This is a genomic window from Bradyrhizobium erythrophlei (assembly GCF_900142985.1).
Taxonomy (GTDB): Bacteria; Pseudomonadota; Alphaproteobacteria; order Rhizobiales; family Xanthobacteraceae; genus Bradyrhizobium; species Bradyrhizobium erythrophlei_B.
Genome location: NZ_LT670849.1, coordinates 1,075,741 through 1,092,967, shown reverse-complemented (window position 1 = coordinate 1,092,967; position 17,227 = coordinate 1,075,741). Strand labels below are relative to the sequence as shown.

General features: G+C 62.2%; 16 protein-coding genes. 14 read left to right on the top strand and 2 right to left on the bottom strand.

Annotation, left to right across the window (positions count from 1 at the left end):
* The first annotated feature begins 70 nt into the window (after positions 1-70).
* A complete protein-coding gene (locus BUA38_RS05050) occupies positions 71-997 on the top strand; it encodes a 4-(cytidine 5'-diphospho)-2-C-methyl-D-erythritol kinase (RefSeq protein WP_072816982.1) in 927 nt (308 codons plus the stop codon).
* 52 nt (positions 998-1,049) lie between these two features.
* Here BUA38_RS05050 and BUA38_RS05045 read toward each other — a convergent pair whose 3' ends face one another.
* Complete coding sequence (locus tag BUA38_RS05045; RefSeq protein ID WP_072816981.1) at positions 1,050-2,060, bottom strand: polyprenyl synthetase family protein; 1,011 nt, start codon at positions 2,058-2,060, stop codon at positions 1,050-1,052.
* Between the two features lie 282 nt (positions 2,061-2,342).
* Here BUA38_RS05045 and BUA38_RS05040 point away from each other — a divergent pair, with 282 nt between their 5' ends.
* The 8 genes from BUA38_RS05040 (at position 2,343) to BUA38_RS05005 (ending at position 8,783) form a co-directional block, all read left to right on the top strand.
* Positions 2,343-2,570, top strand: a complete 228-nt coding sequence (locus tag BUA38_RS05040; protein ID WP_072825833.1) for a DUF2007 domain-containing protein — start codon at positions 2,343-2,345, stop codon at positions 2,568-2,570.
* Positions 2,563-3,330 carry a tRNA1(Val) (adenine(37)-N6)-methyltransferase gene (locus BUA38_RS05035; protein ID WP_072816980.1) on the top strand — a complete coding sequence of 256 codons (768 nt, stop codon included), beginning with the start codon at positions 2,563-2,565 and terminating at the stop codon, positions 3,328-3,330. The genes BUA38_RS05040 and BUA38_RS05035 overlap by 8 nt, the downstream gene beginning before the upstream one ends.
* Before the next feature lie 236 nt (positions 3,331-3,566).
* Positions 3,567-4,472 carry a S49 family peptidase gene (locus BUA38_RS05030; protein WP_072816979.1) on the top strand — a complete coding sequence of 302 codons (906 nt, stop codon included), beginning with the start codon at positions 3,567-3,569 and terminating at the stop codon, positions 4,470-4,472.
* A gap of 119 nt (positions 4,473-4,591) precedes the next feature.
* Positions 4,592-4,783: a hypothetical protein gene (locus tag BUA38_RS37925; RefSeq protein ID WP_072825832.1), complete on the top strand. Its 192-nt coding sequence runs from the start codon at positions 4,592-4,594 to the stop codon at positions 4,781-4,783.
* An 80-nt stretch (positions 4,784-4,863) separates the two neighbouring features.
* Entirely contained in the window at positions 4,864-5,799 is a 936-nt protein-coding gene (locus tag BUA38_RS05020) for a glycine--tRNA ligase subunit alpha (RefSeq protein WP_072816978.1), read from the top strand.
* On the top strand, positions 5,796-6,044 hold the full coding sequence (locus tag BUA38_RS05015; protein WP_072816977.1) for a CDGSH iron-sulfur domain-containing protein: 249 nt from the start codon (positions 5,796-5,798) through the stop codon (positions 6,042-6,044). The genes BUA38_RS05020 and BUA38_RS05015 overlap by 4 nt, the downstream gene beginning before the upstream one ends.
* On the top strand, positions 6,044-8,185 hold the full coding sequence (gene glyS / locus BUA38_RS05010) for a glycine--tRNA ligase subunit beta (RefSeq protein WP_072816976.1): 2,142 nt from the start codon (positions 6,044-6,046) through the stop codon (positions 8,183-8,185). Before BUA38_RS05015 ends, glyS begins: the two co-directional genes overlap by 1 nt.
* A gap of 4 nt (positions 8,186-8,189) precedes the next feature.
* The gene (locus BUA38_RS05005) at positions 8,190-8,783 is read left to right on the top strand and encodes a class I SAM-dependent methyltransferase (RefSeq protein WP_072816975.1); all 594 of its coding nucleotides are present in this window, start codon (positions 8,190-8,192) and stop codon (positions 8,781-8,783) included.
* Between the two features lie 116 nt (positions 8,784-8,899).
* On the opposite strand, the gene BUA38_RS05000 is transcribed toward BUA38_RS05005, so the two are convergent.
* Positions 8,900-9,265, bottom strand: a complete 366-nt coding sequence (locus BUA38_RS05000; protein WP_072825831.1) for a DUF1236 domain-containing protein — start codon at positions 9,263-9,265, stop codon at positions 8,900-8,902.
* A gap of 408 nt (positions 9,266-9,673) precedes the next feature.
* On the opposite strand from BUA38_RS05000, the gene BUA38_RS04995 reads away from it, so the two are divergent.
* From BUA38_RS04995 to BUA38_RS04975, 5 genes are all read left to right on the top strand, one after another.
* Positions 9,674-9,829, top strand: a complete 156-nt coding sequence (locus BUA38_RS04995; protein WP_072816974.1) for a DUF3096 domain-containing protein — start codon at positions 9,674-9,676, stop codon at positions 9,827-9,829.
* An 85-nt stretch (positions 9,830-9,914) separates the two neighbouring features.
* On the top strand, positions 9,915-12,764 hold the full coding sequence (gene ppdK / locus BUA38_RS04990; protein WP_072816973.1) for a pyruvate, phosphate dikinase: 2,850 nt from the start codon (positions 9,915-9,917) through the stop codon (positions 12,762-12,764).
* 478 nt (positions 12,765-13,242) lie between these two features.
* A complete protein-coding gene (locus tag BUA38_RS04985) occupies positions 13,243-14,688 on the top strand; it encodes a cell wall hydrolase (protein ID WP_072816972.1) in 1,446 nt (481 codons plus the stop codon).
* A 214-nt stretch (positions 14,689-14,902) separates the two neighbouring features.
* On the top strand, positions 14,903-16,150 hold the full coding sequence (locus BUA38_RS04980) for an MFS transporter (protein WP_072816971.1): 1,248 nt from the start codon (positions 14,903-14,905) through the stop codon (positions 16,148-16,150).
* 82 nt (positions 16,151-16,232) lie between these two features.
* Positions 16,233-17,222 (top strand): MDR family oxidoreductase, encoded by a 990-nt coding sequence (locus BUA38_RS04975; RefSeq protein ID WP_072816970.1) that lies wholly within the window; start codon positions 16,233-16,235, stop codon positions 17,220-17,222.
* Positions 17,223-17,227: the final 5 nt, after the last annotated feature.

The window sequence follows — 17,227 nt, the reverse complement described above, 5'->3', positions numbered from 1 at the left end:
CCTCTTCTGGGATTTTGAGGCGTCGGTTTTTGGACCGTTCGTCTTCGGTTTTATTGGATTTATATTCGCTATGACCCCGGGTGGACCGACCGATACGGCCGTCAAATCCTCCGCAAACGAGCTTGTCGATAACGCGCGCGCCAAGGTCAATCTGACGCTGCGGGTCGTTGGCCGTCGTGTCGACGGCTACCACGATCTGGAAAGCGTGGTGGCATTTGCCGATTGCGCCGATCAACTTGGTCTTCTCCCCGCAGCCGAGCTGGCGCTCAAGACGACCGGTCCGCTGGCGGATGCCTGCGGCGAGATCGGCGACAATCTCGTGCTCAAGGCGGCGCGGCTATTGGCCGAGCGCGTGCCCGGCTTGAAGACCGGCACCTTCACGCTGCACAAGTCTTTGCCGGTTGCGGCCGGAATCGGCGGCGGTTCGGCCGACGCCGCAGCGGCCCTGCGGCTGCTCGCGCGCGCCAACAGCCTGCCGATCGATGATGCACGCATCTCTGAAGTGGCGCGGCTGACCGGTGCCGATGTTCCGGTCTGTGTTCCTTCACAGCCCTGCGTCATGACCGGGGTCGGCGAAAGCCTGATGCCGCTCAGCCTGCCGAAACTTCCATGTGTGCTGGTCAATCCGCGTGTGGCGGTGGCGACCAAGGATGTGTTCGGCGCGCTGGGCCTGCGGAGCGGCGAGTTGCGGGTCGGCATTGCCGACGTGATCCAGGCCATTGTCTGGCCGGAGGCGGGCGCCTCGCTGGAAGAGTGGGTCGAGGCCTTCGCCGCCAGCTCCAACGACCTGGAAGGCCCGGCGATGCGGATTCAGCCGGTCATTGGCGAGGTGATTTCGGCACTCAATGCGACCGACGGCGCCTGGCTCGCACGGATGTCCGGATCCGGGGCGACTTGCTTTGCAATCTACGAGAACACGGCCGAGGCCGGCCGTGCGGCGGAAAAAGTACGCCGCGACCATCCGCAGTGGTGGGTGCATTCAGGCGTATTGAGCTGACGCGAATACCGGTTCGGGTCGCGCAGACAACAGCCAGCCAGTCCCGGGATATTTAGTGCGTTCGCGCGAGGCAGAACGCCACCACCTGCTCAAGCGCAGTTTTCATCGGTGAAGCCGGAAACAGCGCCAGCGCATCGACCGCCATCGCGCCGTAATGCTGTGCGCGATTGATGGTGTCCTCGAGCGCGCGGTGCTTGGTCATCAGGCCGACGGCGTGGTCGAGATCGCTGTCGCCGATCTCGCCGCGCTCCAGCGCCCGCCGCCAGAATTCGCGCTCGACGTCGTTGCCGCGGCGGAACGCCAGCACCACCGGCAGCGTGATCTTGCCCTCGCGGAAATCGTCGCCGACATTCTTGCCGAGCTTGGCGGATTTGCCGCCGTAGTCGAGAACGTCGTCGACGAGCTGAAAGGCGATACCCAGATTCATGCCGACCGAGCGGCAGGCGGTCTGCTCGTCCTTTGGCCGGTTGGCGATCACGGGGCCGACTTCGCAGGCGGCCGCGAACAGTTCGGCGGTCTTGCCCCTGATGACGGCGAGATACTCGTCCTCGGTGGTCGCGGTGTTCTTGGCGGCTGCAAGCTGCATCACCTCGCCCTCGGCGATGGTGGCCGCGGCCGACGACAGGATATCGAGCGCGCGCAGCGAGCCGACCTCGACCATCATTCGGAAAGCCTGGCCGAGCAGGAAGTCGCCGACCAAGACGCTCGCCTCGTTGCCCCAGAGCATGCGGGCCGACAGCTTGCCGCGCCGCATCTCGCTTTCGTCGACCACGTCGTCGTGCAGCAGGGTTGCGGTATGCATGAACTCAACCGAGGCCGCGAGCTTGATATGGCCGTCGCCGGAATAGCCGGTCAGATTGGCCATCGCCAGCGTCAGCATCGGGCGCAGCCGCTTTCCCCCCGACGAGATCAGGTGATTGGCGACCTCGGGGATCATGGTCACTTCCGAGCCGGTCCGCGACAGGATGGTCGCATTCACCCGCGCCATATCGCCGGCCACGAGCTCGATAAGCGGCTCGATCGAAGCTTCAGAGGGGCTCTCGAAGGGAACAATAACCGCCACGCCAGTCGTCTCCAGACCATATCCTCAGGTATAACAATAGAAAGACCGGGGTGGCGCGGCAAGGCCGCAAGCCAACAACATGCCGCTAGTGGAGTGGATTTGACATTCGCTACTTGCCCAGCAGCAAACTCGGAAAGCGAATGTCAAATCCTAAACTCCACTAGAAATACATATATTTGCTGGTGGTCCTATGATTCTAACATTCGCAAAAATGCCCGCCGAGAGGGGATGCGAATGTTAGAATCGGACCACCAGCCAGGCCAGAATAAAGGAGAAGACCGGGTGCGGGAATTGGTTCGAACCAATGACATTGTGCTGGTGTCGGCGATTGGGGCGCTGCTCGACGGCGCCAATATCCACCATCTGGTGCTTGATCAGAACATGAGCGTCATCGAGGGGTCGCTGGGCGTCTTGCCGCGGCGGATTCTGGTCCATGAGGACGACGATCGCGCCGCCCGCCAGCTGCTGCGCGACGCCGGCCTCGCGCACGAGTTGCGGGCCGATGAGTGAACTCGCCGGCGAGATCACGGAGGACGCTTTTCTCGGTGGCAAGCTGCGCCTGCGCCAGCCGAGATCCGGCCATCGCGCCGGCCATGACGCCATGCTGCTTGCGGCTGCGACGCCCGCGCGATCAGGCGATCGTGTCGTCGATCTTGGCGCCGGCGTCGGTGCGGCCGGTCTCGCGGTGGCGCGGCGCGTGGCCGGGATCAGGCTAGCTCTGGTGGAGATCGACAAGGGCCTCGGCGAGTTCGCCCGCGCCAATGCGCTTGGCAATTCGATTGCCGCCGAGATCCTTTTGCTTGACGTGACGTCGGGCGCGGAAAGCTTCGCATCCGCCGGTCTCTTGCCGGACAGCGCCGATATTGTCCTGATGAACCCGCCCTTCAACGATGCGTCACGGCATCGTGCTTCGCCGGACAAGTCGCGTGAGATCGCCCATGTCGCCACGGCCGGGACGCTCGATGAATGGGTTCATGCGAGCCGGCGCATTCTCAAGTCAGGCGGAAATCTTTCGCTGGTCTGGCGGGCGGACGGAATAGCGGAAGTGCTGGCGGCGCTCGGCCGTGGCTTTGGCAGCCTGACGATCCTGCCGGTTCATGGCGATGCGGCTGCGCCCGCAATCCGCGTGCTGGTTCGTGCGGTCAAGGGCGGTCGTGCGCCGACCCGTCTGCTCGCAGGCCTTGTGTTGAACGGCGAGGCCGGCAGCCCCTCACCATATGTCCAGGCAATTCTGGCTGGCGAAGATCGATTACCGCTGGCAATACCTTGATCTGATCTGGGAGATTACTGCGAAACCGGCTTCGAGCCCTGCTTCGGCGCCGAGGTGAGATGAATCGCCGTGAAGAGGATACCGAACAGCGTCATCAGCAAATAGATTTTCATGTCGTACTCCGCTGCATCGGGACGGCTTGACGGCCTATCTCGCGATACGATCCAACTACGAAGATGTTTCTTCGGTTCAATGACACTCGCGTGATAAGAAACAGTTAATTTTGAGGTAACGGTATGGCGGAAAAGTCCGGTGAAGCTTGGCAATGGCGCAGCGGAATCGAGAAATGGACGAACTGGATTCCGGCGCGCTTACGGCGGGGCAGGGCTGTCGTGCCGGTGGTGCGCCTGTCGGGCGTGATCGGCGCGGTGACGCCGCTGCGGCCGGGCATGTCGCTCGCCGGCGTGGCGCGGATGTTGGAGCGCGCCTTCTCCGTCAAGAACGCCAAGGCAGTGGCGCTGGTGATCAACTCACCCGGCGGTTCGCCGGTGCAATCACGGCAGATTTATCTGCGTATCCGTCAGCTTGCCGAGGAAAAGAAGCTTCCGGTTCTGGTGTTCGTCGAGGACGTCGCGGCCTCCGGCGGCTACATGATTGCGTGTGCAGGTGATGAGATCTTTTGCGATCCTTCGTCGATTCTCGGCTCGATCGGCGTGGTCGGCGGCTCGTTCGGCTTTCAGGAACTGATCAAGAAAGTCGGCGTCGAGCGGCGGCTCTATACGGCCGGCGCCCACAAGGCGATGCTCGATCCGTTTCTCCCCGAGAATCCGGACGACGTGACGCGGCTGAAGGCGCTCCAGCGCGAGATCCACGACATCTTCATTGCTCTGGTGAAACAGAGCCGGGGCGCGCGCCTGAAAGGCGCCGACGACATGCTGTTCACCGGCGAATACTGGGCGGGCCAGACCTCGGTCTCGTTGGGGCTGGCGGACGCCATCGGCGATCTGCGTTCGACCTTGCGCGCCCGCTATGGCGAGAAGGTGCAGACCCCCCTGATTGCGCCGGCCAGCGGCATGTTGTCCGGCTTGCTGGGGCGGCGGTCGCCGGGCGCGATGGAAGCCTGGGAAAACACCTCCAACCTGCCGGAACAGGCGATTTCGGCATTCGAAACCCGGGCAATTTGGGCGAAATTCGGGTTTTGAACAGGCTGGCACCATCCATTCGACCCGCGCCATTTGGCCCCGCTTTGCGACGTTGCGGGCCGTTGGGCGTTAGGCGAGAATGGGCTTCAGGGGCGTGACCAATGGACGAGGATCGACCGATGCCGCCGCTTGTCGCATTCGCTGGCACCCTTGGAGGGCTGGCCGTGGTACGCTGGGCTTACAGGACTGCCATCCGGGTGAGCCGGGAGTTGGAGGAGGCTCGCCTGGCGCGGGCCGTGGACGCCGCGCGATCGAGTGAAATTCCGACGCTCCGGCGAGACCCCAACACTGGCGCCTACCGGCCGGGTTAATCGTCCCATTGCCTTGATTCCTGAGGGCCTCGCCGATACGGTCCCGCGCGATTTGACCCGCGGAAAGACCTGACTCGACGATGGATGCCTTGCCTGCGCATATGCGCCCGGAACGCTCGTTCCAGGGATTGATCCTGACGCTTCAGCGTTATTGGGCCGATTACGGCTGTGTGATCCTGCAACCCTACGACATGGAAGTCGGCGCCGGTACCTTCCATCCCGCGACCACGCTGCGCGCGCTCGGCCCCAGGCCGTGGAATGCCGCTTATGTGCAGCCGTCGCGGCGGCCGAAGGACGGCCGCTACGGCGAAAATCCGAACCGCTTGCAGCACTACTACCAGTTTCAGGTGATCCTCAAACCGTCGCCGCCGGACATTCAGGATCTCTACCTGAAGTCGCTCGCCGCGATCGGCGTCGATTCGCACCTGCACGACATCCGCTTCGTCGAGGACGACTGGGAGAGCCCGACGCTGGGTGCGTGGGGGCTGGGCTGGGAATGCTGGTGCGACGGCATGGAAGTCAGCCAGTTCACGTATTTCCAGCAGGTCGCCGGCGTCGAATGCGCGCCGGTTGCTGGCGAACTCACCTACGGACTCGAACGGCTTGCGATGTATGTGCAGGGCGTCGACCGCGTCTACGATCTCAACTTCAATGGCCGCGACGGCGCCGACAAGGTCACCTATGGCGACGTGTTCCTGCAAGCCGAGCAGGAATATTCGCGGCACAATTTCGAACACTCCGATGTCGAGATGCTGTTCGAGCAGTTCAAAATGGCTGAGCAAGCGTGCCGGAAATATCTCGCAGCCGGCTGGAAAGATCGCGGCAACGGCAAAGAGCATTTGATGGCGCTGCCGGCCTACGACCAGTGCATCAAGGCAAGCCATGCTTTCAACCTGCTCGATGCGCGCGGCGTGATCTCGGTCACCGAACGGCAGAGCTACATCCTGCGGGTGCGTGAACTGGCAAAAGCCTGCGGCGAAGCCTGGGTGCATACCGACGCGGGAAGGGCGACATGAGCGAACAACCCCATATTGGCGGCCGCGCGCCGCTTCCGATTCAGGTGCAAGCTGGCGAGGAATACTGGTGGTGCGCCTGCGGCAGGTCCAAAACCCAGCCGTTCTGCGATGGCAGCCATGAAGGCACCGGCTTTGAGCCGATGCAGTACATTGCACCCGAGACCAAACGCGTGTTCTTCTGCACCTGCAAGCGTACCAAGACTATGCCGCTGTGCGACGGCTCGCATAAAGAGCTCGCGACGTAATGCCCGATCTTCTGCTCGAACTGTTCTCCGAAGAAATCCCCGCGCGCATGCAGGCGAAGGCGGCGGATGATTTGCGCCGCATGGTCACCGACAAGCTCGTGGCCGAAGGTCTTGTCTACGAAGGCGCGAAAGCGTTCGCGACCCCGCGGCGGCTGGCGCTGACCGTGCACGGCATTCCGGCGCGGCAGGCCGATTTGAAGGACGAGCGCAAAGGCCCGCGTGTCGGTGGGCCGGACGCGGCGATCGCGGGCTTTCTCAAGGCCACGGGGCTTTCGTCGATCGAGGAAGCGCAGATCCAGCGCGACCCGAAGAAGGGCGACTTCTATATCGCGCTGATCGAGAAGCCCGGTCGCGCCACCATCGACGTGCTCGCGGAAATCCTGCCCGTCATTGTCAGAACCTTCCCGTGGCCGAAGTCGATGCGCTGGGGCGCGCGTTCAGCCAAATCAGGCTCGCTCTCCTGGGTGCGGCCGTTGCACGCAATTACGGTGACCTTCGGCCTCGAGACCGAAGAGCCTGATGTCGTGAAATTTTCGATCGACGGCATCGAGACCGGCCAGACCACCTTCGGTCACCGCTTCATGGCGCCGCAGGCGATCGCCGTGCGCCGCTTCGAAGATTACGAGGCGAAACTGCTTGACGCCAAGGTCGTGCTCGATCCCGAACGGCGCAAGGACACGATCGTCACTGACGCCAGGACGCTGGCGCAAGCGCAGAACCTCGAACTGGTCGAAGATCAGGTGTTGCTCGATGAGGTCTCGGGCCTGGTCGAATGGCCTGTCGTGCTGATGGGCTCCTTCGACAAGGAATTTTTGTCGATCCCCGGCGAAGTCATCCGCGCCACCATCCGCAACAACCAGAAATGCTTTGTGGTGCGTGATCCGAGCTCGGAGAAGCTCGCCAACAAATTCGTCCTCACCGCCAATATCGAGGCTTCCGACGGCGGCAGTGCCATCATCGCCGGCAACGAGCGCGTGATCCGCGCACGATTGAGCGATGCCAAATTTTTCTATGAGGCTGATCTGAAGACGAAACTCGAAGACCGCCTGCCGAAATTCGAACAGATCGTGTTTCACGAAAAGCTCGGCACGCAAGGAGAGCGCATCAAGCGCATCGAACGGCTCGCCGCCGAGATCGCGCCGCTGGTCGGTGCTGACGTCGAAAAGACGAAGCGCGCGGCACATCTGGCGAAAGCGGACTTGCTCACGGACGTGGTTGGCGAATTCCCCGAGCTTCAGGGCTTGATGGGAAAATACTACGCTCTGGCGCAAGGCGAGGATGCTTCGGTCGCCGCGGCCAGCGAGGAGCATTACAAGCCGCAAGGTCCCAACGATCGCGTGCCCACCGATCCCGTGAGCGTGGCGGTTGCGCTGGCCGACAAGATCGATACGCTGGTCGGGTTCTGGGCAATCGACGAGAAGCCGACGGGCAGCAAGGATCCTTATGCGCTGAGGCGGGCGGCGTTGGGTGTGATTAGGACTATCTCGGAAAATAAACTACGAGTCCGATTGAGCTCGCTGTTTGAGCGTCTCTTGAAAGATGCAGGAGTCTATCTCGCGCAACGCGCTCCAAAAATTGCGTCGGGCGTCGGCAAGACCGTTGTTACGCCTCATCAGGACGATCTCCTTTCCTTCTTCGCCGATCGCTTAAAGGTCCAGTTGCGCGAGCAGGGCGCGCGGCACGATCTTGTGGACGCGGTGTTTGCACTCGGCAATCAGGACGATCTCTTGATGGTCGTTCGCCGCGTCGAAGCGCTCGGGAAATTCCTGGATAGCGACGACGGCAAGAACCTGCTCGCGGGCACGAAGCGCGCGAGCAATATTCTCATCATCGAGGAGAAAAAGGACAAGCGGACCTTCGACGGCGCGCCCGACGCCGCGCTTTATCGGCTCGACGAAGAGAAGGCGCTCGCCAAGGCCATCGCGCAGGTGAAGACCGAAGCGAGTGCAGCCGTGGCCAAGGAAGACTTCGCTGCTGCGATGGGCGCGATGGCAAAACTTCGCCCGGCGGTCGATGCGTTCTTCGACAAGGTCAAGGTCAACGACGACGATGCCAACGTGCGCGAAAATCGCCTGAAGCTCTTGAATGAAATCCGCGCGGCCACGCGCGCGGTCGCCGACTTCTCCAGGATCGAGGGCTAAAAGCGTGGACCAGCAGACGCTCGCGGCCTACGACAGGGATGCCGCGGCGTTTGCCAGGGATTGGCACGAGCAGCCGGCCCCGACCGATCTGCACGACATCGTCAAACGCTTCTTCGTTGCTGGCGGCGCAACCGCCGATATCGGCTGCGGCAGCGGGCGCGAGGTCGCCTGGCTGAACGTCAACGGTTTCCCGGCCAAGGGATTTGATGCCTCGGATGGCCTTCTGTCTGAAGCGCGCCGGCGCTATCCGCAGCTCGAATTCGCGCATGCCGAATTGCCGGCTCTCGGCGGCGTCGCCACTGATGCCTTCGATAACGTGCTGTGCGAAACCGTGATTATGCATCTCGATCGGGCGCTGGTTCCGCCGTCGGTTCGCCGCATGCTTGAGATCGTCAAGCCCGGTGGCGTCTTCTATCTGAGCTGGCGCGTCACCGAGGGGGATGATCAACGCGACAAGCACGAGCGCCTCTATGCCGCGTTTGAGCCCTCGCTGGTGCGCTCGGAGTTGACGGCGGCGACGATATTGCTGGATGAGGAGCGCATCAGCGCATCCTCAGGCAAGAAGGTTGCCCGCATCGTGGTGCGCAAGGCGGCATGACCGTCTACTCGGCAAATTAAAGACCCCGCCCGGGCGGGGGAACCGGGCGGGGCCTTAATGTCCGGCCGCCGCTGCGGCAGGCCGGACGAAGATCAGTCGATCACTTCTTAGTCGATTTAGTCGATCACCTGCACGATGCGGCGCGAGCGCGGTTCGACCAGCACGGTTTCACCGTTCACCACCGTATAGCGATAGGGCGTGGCGCCGAATGTTTGCGGCACGTCGTAGAAGGTCACGCCGGTCTCGGGCAAAATGACGCCAACGACGACGCGGTCGGGAACGGTGTAGTTCGGTACCCGTTCCCGCACGATGTACTGGCGAAACGCCGGCCGCTGATCGACGGCGATGCCGACGGTGCCGTTGTCGACGATCACTGTGCCGGTGCCTGGGCCCGCGACGCCGACGGTGTTCTGGGCCTGCGCCGCGATGGGTGCGCTCATGGCGGCCACAATTGTCGCTGCGGCCAGTAGATGGTTTCGCATGCTCTGCTCCTTAGCGATGGGTTGCATTCCGGCGCGTGCAGACCGGCCTGCAAAGCGATCCAATTCATCGCTGCTGGCATCGTTCCCCAGAAAAAATCGCGAGTAGCGCGTTGTTTCCGATGATTTTTTGGAACGAGGGGGAACCCGTTGACGTCAAAAGCGTCTTCTAGCGTTCCGGTTCTGACATTCGTATCGTGTTGCGGCGGGCGCTTTTACGAATGTCAGAACCAAAGGAACACTAGCAAACATATGATTCTAGTGTGGCTTGGACTCTGACGTTCCTTCGGAGAACTCGCGAAAACACTGGAAGGAACGTCAGAGTCGCCACACTAGCGTGGAACAGGGGGAGGGGTTTGATAAGGTGCCACTCCTCGATTCGACCCCAATCATCAGAGGAGCTGTTCTCCCATGACCCTCACCGTCGCTCACATCACGCCGATCATGTCCCTGATCGCGGGCGTGCTGATTCTGATCATGCCGCGCCTGCTTAACTTCATCGTCGCGATCTTTCTGATCCTCAACGGCTTGATCGGGCTTGGGCTTTTGAGATGGCTCCACATGTAAGTACGGGCCCTGGATGGCTTGCGCCCGGCCGCCCAAAGTGGTGTAAGGCGCTCAATCTCCTCACTTCAGCGGATCATTTTCTGTCATGGCCAAAGCCGTCGCTAAACCGAAGAAAACTGCTGCGAAATCAAAGTCATCTGTGGCAGTCCGGGTCAAGCCCGCGCCGTCCGCCTCGGCCCGCACAGCGCTGAAAAAGAGCCCGGTCAAGCCGGCGAAAAAACCGGTCGCGGGCAAGGCGGCGGCTCAACCCGCGAAAGCCGGCAAGTGGGTCTTCACCTTTGGCGACGGCAAGGCCGAAGGCAAAGCGGATCTGCGCGACCTCCTCGGCGGCAAGGGTGCCAATCTCGCGGAGATGGCCAATCTTGGTTTGCCGGTGCCTCCCGGCTTCACCATTCCGACTTCGGTGTGCACGTACTTTTACGCGCACGAGAAGACCTATCCGAAAGAGTTGAAAGCGCAGGTCGAAAAGGCGCTCGATCATGTCGGCAAGCTGACCGGCAAGTCGTTCGGCGATTCGAAAAATCCGCTGCTGGTTTCCGTTCGCTCGGGTGGTCGCGCATCGATGCCGGGCATGATGGATACGGTGCTCAATCTCGGGCTCAACGACGTCACCGTGGAGGCGCTGGCCGAGCTCTCGGGCGATCGCCGTTTTGCCTATGACAGCTACCGTCGTTTCATCACCATGTATTCGGACGTCGTGCTCGGCTTCGAGCACTCGCACTTCGAAGACATCCTCGACACCTACAAGGACAGCCAGGGCTATTCGCTCGACACCGATCTCACCGGTGACGACTGGGTCGAACTGGTGGGCCAGTACAAGCAGGCTTTGGCGCGCGAAACCGGATCGGACTTCCCGCAGGATCCCCATGATCAGTTGTGGGGCGCGATCGGCGCGGTGTTCTCATCCTGGATGAATGCGCGCGCGGTGACCTATCGCAGGCTGCACGATATTCCGGAGTCCTGGGGCACCGCCGTCAACGTGCAGGCGATGGTGTTCGGCAATATGGGCGAGACCTCGGCGACCGGCGTAGCCTTCACGCGCAACCCGTCGACCGGTGAGAGCAAGCTCTACGGCGAATTCCTGATCAACGCGCAGGGTGAGGACGTGGTGGCCGGCATTCGTACGCCGCAGGACATCACCGAAGATGCGCGGAAAGAATCCGGTTCCGACAAGCCGTCGATGGAAGAGGCGATGCCGGCGGCGTTCAAGGAGCTGACGCGCATCTACACCATGCTCGAAAAGCACTATCGCGACATGCAGGACATGGAGTTCACGGTCGAGCAGGGCAAGCTGTGGATGTTGCAGACCCGCAGCGGCAAGCGCACGGCAAAGGCCGCGCTCAAGATCGCGGTCGAGCTCGCCAATGAAGGCCTGATCTCCAAGAAGGACGCGGTGATGCGGATCGATCCGGCATCGCTCGACCAGTTGCTGCATCCGACCATAGATCCCAACGTCAAGCGCGACGTGATCGCGACCGGCCTGCCGGCTTCGCCCGGCGCTGCGTCCGGCGAGATCGTGTTTTCGTCGGATGAAGCCGCGAAACTTCAGGCCGACGGGCGCAAGGTCATTCTGGTCCGGATCGAGACCTCGCCGGAAGACATTCACGGCATGCATGCAGCCGAGGGCATTCTGACCACGCGCGGCGGCATGACCTCGCACGCCGCCGTCGTAGCGCGCGGCATGGGCAAGCCCTGCGTCTCCGGCTGCGGCGCGATCCGCGTCGATTACGGCCGCGGCCTCATGAGCATCGGCTCGCGGACCTTCAAGACCGGCGACGTCATCACCATCGACGGCTCGCTCGGTCAGGTTCTGGGCGGACGGATGCCGATGATCGAGCCGCAATTGTCGGGCGAATTCGGCACTCTGATGGGCTGGGCCGATGCGGTGCGCAAGCTCGGGGTTCGCGTCAACGGCGATACGCCGGACGATGCGCGCACCGCGGTGAAGTTCGGCGCCGAGGGCATCGGTTTGTGCCGCACCGAGCACATGTTCTTCGAGGAAACCCGCATCCGGACCGTGCGCGAAATGATCCTCTCCGAGGATGAGCGCGCGCGCCGCGCCGCGCTCTCGAAGCTGCTGCCGATGCAGCGGGCGGATTTCGTCGAACTGTTCGAGATCATGAAGGGGCTGCCGGTAACGATCCGCCTGCTTGATCCGCCGCTGCATGAGTTCCTGCCGCACACGCAGGCCGAGATCGAGGAAGTCGCGCGCGCGATGAACACCGACCCGCGCCGGCTCGCCGACCGCGCGCGCGAGCTTGCGGAATTCAATCCGATGCTCGGCTTCCGCGGTTGTCGTCTCGCGATTGTCTATCCCGAGATTGCCGAGATGCAGGCGCGCGCGATTTTTGAGGCCGCCGTTGAAGCCGGCAAGCGCACCGGCAAGGCCGTGAGCGTCGAAGTGATGGTGCCGCTGATTGCGACCAAGGCCGAATTCGATCTGGTCAAGGCCCGGATCGATTCCACCGCGCAGGCGGTGATGAAGGAAACCGGCGCCAAACTGGATTATCAGGTCGGCACCATGATCGAATTGCCGCGCGCCTGTCTGATGGCGGGCGATATCGCCAAGACCGCGGAGTTCTTCTCGTTCGGCACCAACGATCTGACGCAGACGACGTACGGCATCAGCCGCGACGATGCTGCGAGCTTCCTTGGCGCTTATGTTGCGAAGGGCATTCTCGAGATCGATCCGTTTATTTCCGTCGACCGCGATGGCGTCGGCGAACTCGTGAAGATCGGCGTCGCGCGTGGTCGCAAGACACGGCCCTCGCTCAAGGTCGGCATCTGCGGCGAGCACGGCGGCGATCCTGCCTCCGTCGCGTTCTGCCATCAGGTCGGGCTCGACTATGTTTCCTGCTCGCCCTACCGCGTGCCGATCGCGCGTCTCGCGGCGGCGCAGGCCGCGCTCGGCAAGGTCGTTGCGAGCCAGGCCTAAGACGAAGACGGATTCTTTCAACGACGTCATGCCCGGCCTTGCCGCCTTCGCTAAAGCTTCGGCGGCCGAGTGAGTTAGTGGCCCGGCGTAGCCTTGGCGGAGACGGGTGCCGGGCATCCACGTCTTGGGATCTCTGTGGCGAAAGACGTGGATCACCGGGACAAGCCCGGTGATGACGAGTGGTTGGATTCTGTCCTTCGTTTACGACCGCTACGTCCACTCTCCGTATCACACCGGAACTCACGGGAATTTCTTCATCATTTTTGTTGACGCGATATTTACCACTTTGTTGAAGCCGTCGTTTACCAGCACTTTCGATGTGATTGATGCAAAGCGGCCGCGTGATTGCCTGTGTCGCGCGCGACACGCCGATTAACTCCCTCGCAACCTAAATTAGTTACTACCCGAAACGATCGAATTGCACGGATGCACTGAAGTTCGATCGCGTAAGCGTAGAGTTGCGTTGCGTGAGCGTAAGATGTCACAGTTGCGTAGCCGGCCGAGGAGCGCACAATTTGCGTTCTTCGGTCTCGGTCTTTGCAGTTTCGCATTGACCCCGACAGAGGTCGGATATCAAGACATCGCGTCCCGACTGGCGCAGCAACCAGGCGTCGTCGAGCGCTGGCATAATCGCGTATTCGCTTCGGTCGACACCATCCACGTCGCCGCCTACAGCTTCAGCCGGCCGATCGGGACCGCCGCGCCGCCGGCGCCGGCCTACCGGCTCGCAAGCTTCAGTCAGAACACCGACATTACCGGATCGATTCCGCGCAATTCGGTGCTTCAGACGCCGCCGCGTTATCAAGCTTCCGATTTCCCCACGGTCGACCGCACGCTGAAGGGTGATCGCCTCGTCGTGGCGCCGCCACCGGAAGCCGCTGCACCATTGGACGCCGCGCCCAGGGAGAATCCCGCGACCGTCAGTCCTCCTATCGCCGGCGCCAAGACCGCGGCAGGCACTTCGCCCGCGCGTGCACCGCTCGATCCTGAACTCGCGGCAGCTTTGAATGCGCCGCCGCTTCCGCAATACGATGTTTCGCTGTCGCTGGAATCCCAGCCGCTCCGGGGAGCGAAAAACGGCGCCGAGGCCGACACGACTTCCTTTGACAGCGAGCCTTCGCGGGAAGGTTTTTCGGTCAAGACCGCGAGCCTGTTTTTCGGCAGCCAGTCGCTCGGTGCGCCGCTGGAGACCATGGAACGCTGGCAGCCCGGCGAGGCGCCGGTAGTCGTGATGCCCGAAGCGCGCGTCGATCCCGATATGAAGGTTGCATCGCTGCCGTCGCAGACTGAAGTGTCCAGGACGACCGAGAGTGGCGAGAGCGTTGCGCCCAAAGGCGAGGTCAATTCCGATGATCAGCGCGACAAGACGCCGGCCGAACGCCTCGGTCTGCTGGACGAGAAGTCGCGCGCCAAATCCGAGAAGTGCCTCGCCGAAGCCGTCTACTTCGAATCGCGTGGTGAAGCCGTGCGCGGCCAGATCGCGGTGGCGCAGGTCGTGCTCAACCGCGCCTTCTCCGGTTTCTATCCCACCACGGTGTGCGGGGTGGTTTACCAGAACAAGCACCGTCATTACGCCTGCCAGTTCACCTTCGCCTGCGACAATGTCGCCGACGTCGTCCGCGAACCCGACATGTGGGACCGCGCCAAGCGAATTGCCAAGGCGATGCTCGATGGACAGCTCTGGTTGCCGGAAGTCGGCAAGTCGACGCACTACCATGCGTATTGGGTGCACCCGTCCTGGGTCAGCGAGATGAGGAAGATGTACCGGTTCGGCGTGCACACGTTCTATCGCCCGCGCGCATGGGGCGACGGCAGCGAAGCGCCAAGCTGGGGCACACCGGCGCAGACCGCGCAGATTTCAGCGGAGCTCGCCGGAGCCGCCAAGAGCTCGGCCGAAATCTCGGAAAGTTCTTCCCGGCGATAAGACCCAACGTTATGTCAGCATGTCCCTGACATAGCCTCATCGGGGTGCCCCTGTGAAAGCGCGCAGGGCTGGATTGCAGGCCGCGTGGTATACCCACTAGTCACTTCCGGTTTTAATGCGTTTGCATTAATTGGGGTACCGAGATGATGCCTATCGGCTGATGGCGCGCTCCGTAATCCGGAGCCGTGCCGCGGGCGCTTTCAGGAGATTTTCCATGGCTTCGATCGGAATCGACCAGCGTCGGCTCGCGACCGGCTGGCGTACGCCGCTGGTGATCATCGTTTGTGGCTGCGCGATCGCGCTGTTGAGCTTTGGGCCGCGCTCTGGTCTTGGTTTCTTTGTCCAGCCGATGAGCCGCGAATTCGGATGGGGGCGCGATGTCTTCGGCCTCGCGCTTGCCGTGCAGAATCTGCTTTGGGGATTGGGGCAGCCGATTGCCGGTGCGATCGCTGACCGGTTTGGTGTGATGCGTGTGATGTGGGTCGGCGCCGCGCTTTACGCGGCGGGCCTGTTCTTGATGAGCCATGGGACGACGCCACTCTCGCTCGATATGGGTGCGGGCGTTCTGGTCGGCTTTGGGCTTTCCGGTTGTTCGTTCAATCTGGTGCTGTCCGCCTTCAGCAAGCTGCTGCCGCCGGAGCGGCGTGGCGTCGCGCTCGGCGCCGGCACCGCCGCCGGCTCGTTCGGCCAATTCCTGTTTGCGCCGTTCGGCGTGGCCATGATCGATAGTTTCGGCTGGCAGGCGGCGCTTTCGGTGTTTGCTGCGTTGATGCTCCTCATACTGCCGCTGTCGCTGGCGCTCTCAACGCCGTCCGTGGCGGCTACGACCGAGGTGCCTGTCGCAGATCAGCAGTCGTTCAAGACTGCACTGGCGGAAGCTTTCGGACATCGCTCCTATGTGCTGTTGGTGCTCGGCTTCTTCACCTGTGGCTTTCAGCTTGCCTTTATCACGGTGCATTTGCCCGCCTATCTTTCCGATCGGGGCATAACCACATCGACCGGCGGCTGGGTCCTTGCGTCGATTGGCTTGTTCAATATCATCGGTTCGCTCGGTGTCGGCTGGCTGCAGAACCTGTTTCCGAAGCGCTACATCCTGTCGGTGATCTATTTCACGCGGGCGCTTGCGACGGTTGCGTTCATTTCATTTCCGATCACGCCGTTCTCGGCGATCGCATTCGGCGCAATCAGTGGTCTGACCTGGTTGTCGACGGTGCCGCCGACCTCGGCCTTGATCGCCTTGATGTTCGGCACCCGCTGGTTTGCGACGCTTTATGGATTTTCATTCGTCAGCCATCAGGTCGGCGGTTTCCTTGGCGTGTGGCTTGGCGGAATCGTGTTCGAAAAATTCGGCTCGTATACTCCGATCTGGTGGCTTTCGATCCTGTTCGGCGTGCTTTCGGCTCTGATCAATCTGCCGATCGTCGAGGCGCCGGTCCGCCGCGCAGTTCCGCAACCGACCTGAGGTTAGATCATCTCTCTCGCCGTGCGATTTCGTGAGTGCTAGGATCAGGCCACTCACGAAATAAACGCCGGGAGACGTTGCGTTGGCCACATTCAAAGCGATCAGGATCGACAAGGCGGAGAAGGGCACGACCGCGGCCCTCGTTCAGTTCGACGAAGCCGATCTGATGGACGGCGACGTCACCGTTCGCGTCGAATGGTCTACGCTGAATTACAAGGATGGTCTGGCCGTCACCGGCAAGGCGCCGGTGGTCCGCCGCTTCCCGATGATCGCGGGCATCGATTTTGCCGGCACAGTCGAGCATTCCTCGCATCCGCGCTGGAAGGCGGGCGACCGCGTGATCTGTAACGGCTGGGGTCTCGGCGAGACGCATCTGGGTAGCTATGCGGAGAAAGCGCGCGTCAAGGGCGACTGGCTGGTGCGTCTGCCCGACGGCATCTCGGCGCGCGACGCCATGGCGATCGGCACCGCCGGTTATACGGCGATGCTCGCGGTGCTGGCGCTGGAGCAACAGGGCCTAAAACCTTCTCAAGGCCCGGTCGTGGTGACGGGTGCCGCCGGCGGCGTCGGTTCGGTCGCGATCGCGATCCTGTCGAAGCTCGGCTATCACGTCATCGCCTCCACCGGGCGGATGTCGGAAACCGATTATCTCAAGAGCCTCGGTGCAGCCGAGGTGATCGACCGTAACGAGCTTTCCGTGCCGGCCGCCAAGCCGCTCGCCAAGGAGCGCTGGGCGGGAGGGGTGGACAGCGTCGGTTCGACGACGCTCGCCAATCTGTTGTCGATGACCAGGTACCGGGGCGCCATCGCTGCCTGCGGGCTGGCTGCCGGCATGGATCTGCCGACCTCGGTCGCGCCATTTATTTTGCGGGGGGTGTGTCTGTTGGGTATCGATTCCGTGATGTGCCCAATTGAGCTCCGCGAAATCGCCTGGAAGCGCCTCAGTAATGACTTGGAATCGACAAAACTATCTGAAATTACTCATGAAATTGGTCTCGACGAAGTCATCGGGACCGGGGCCAAAATCCTCGCCGGGCAAGTTCGGGGTCGAATCGTGGTAAAAATTTCCTGACGACA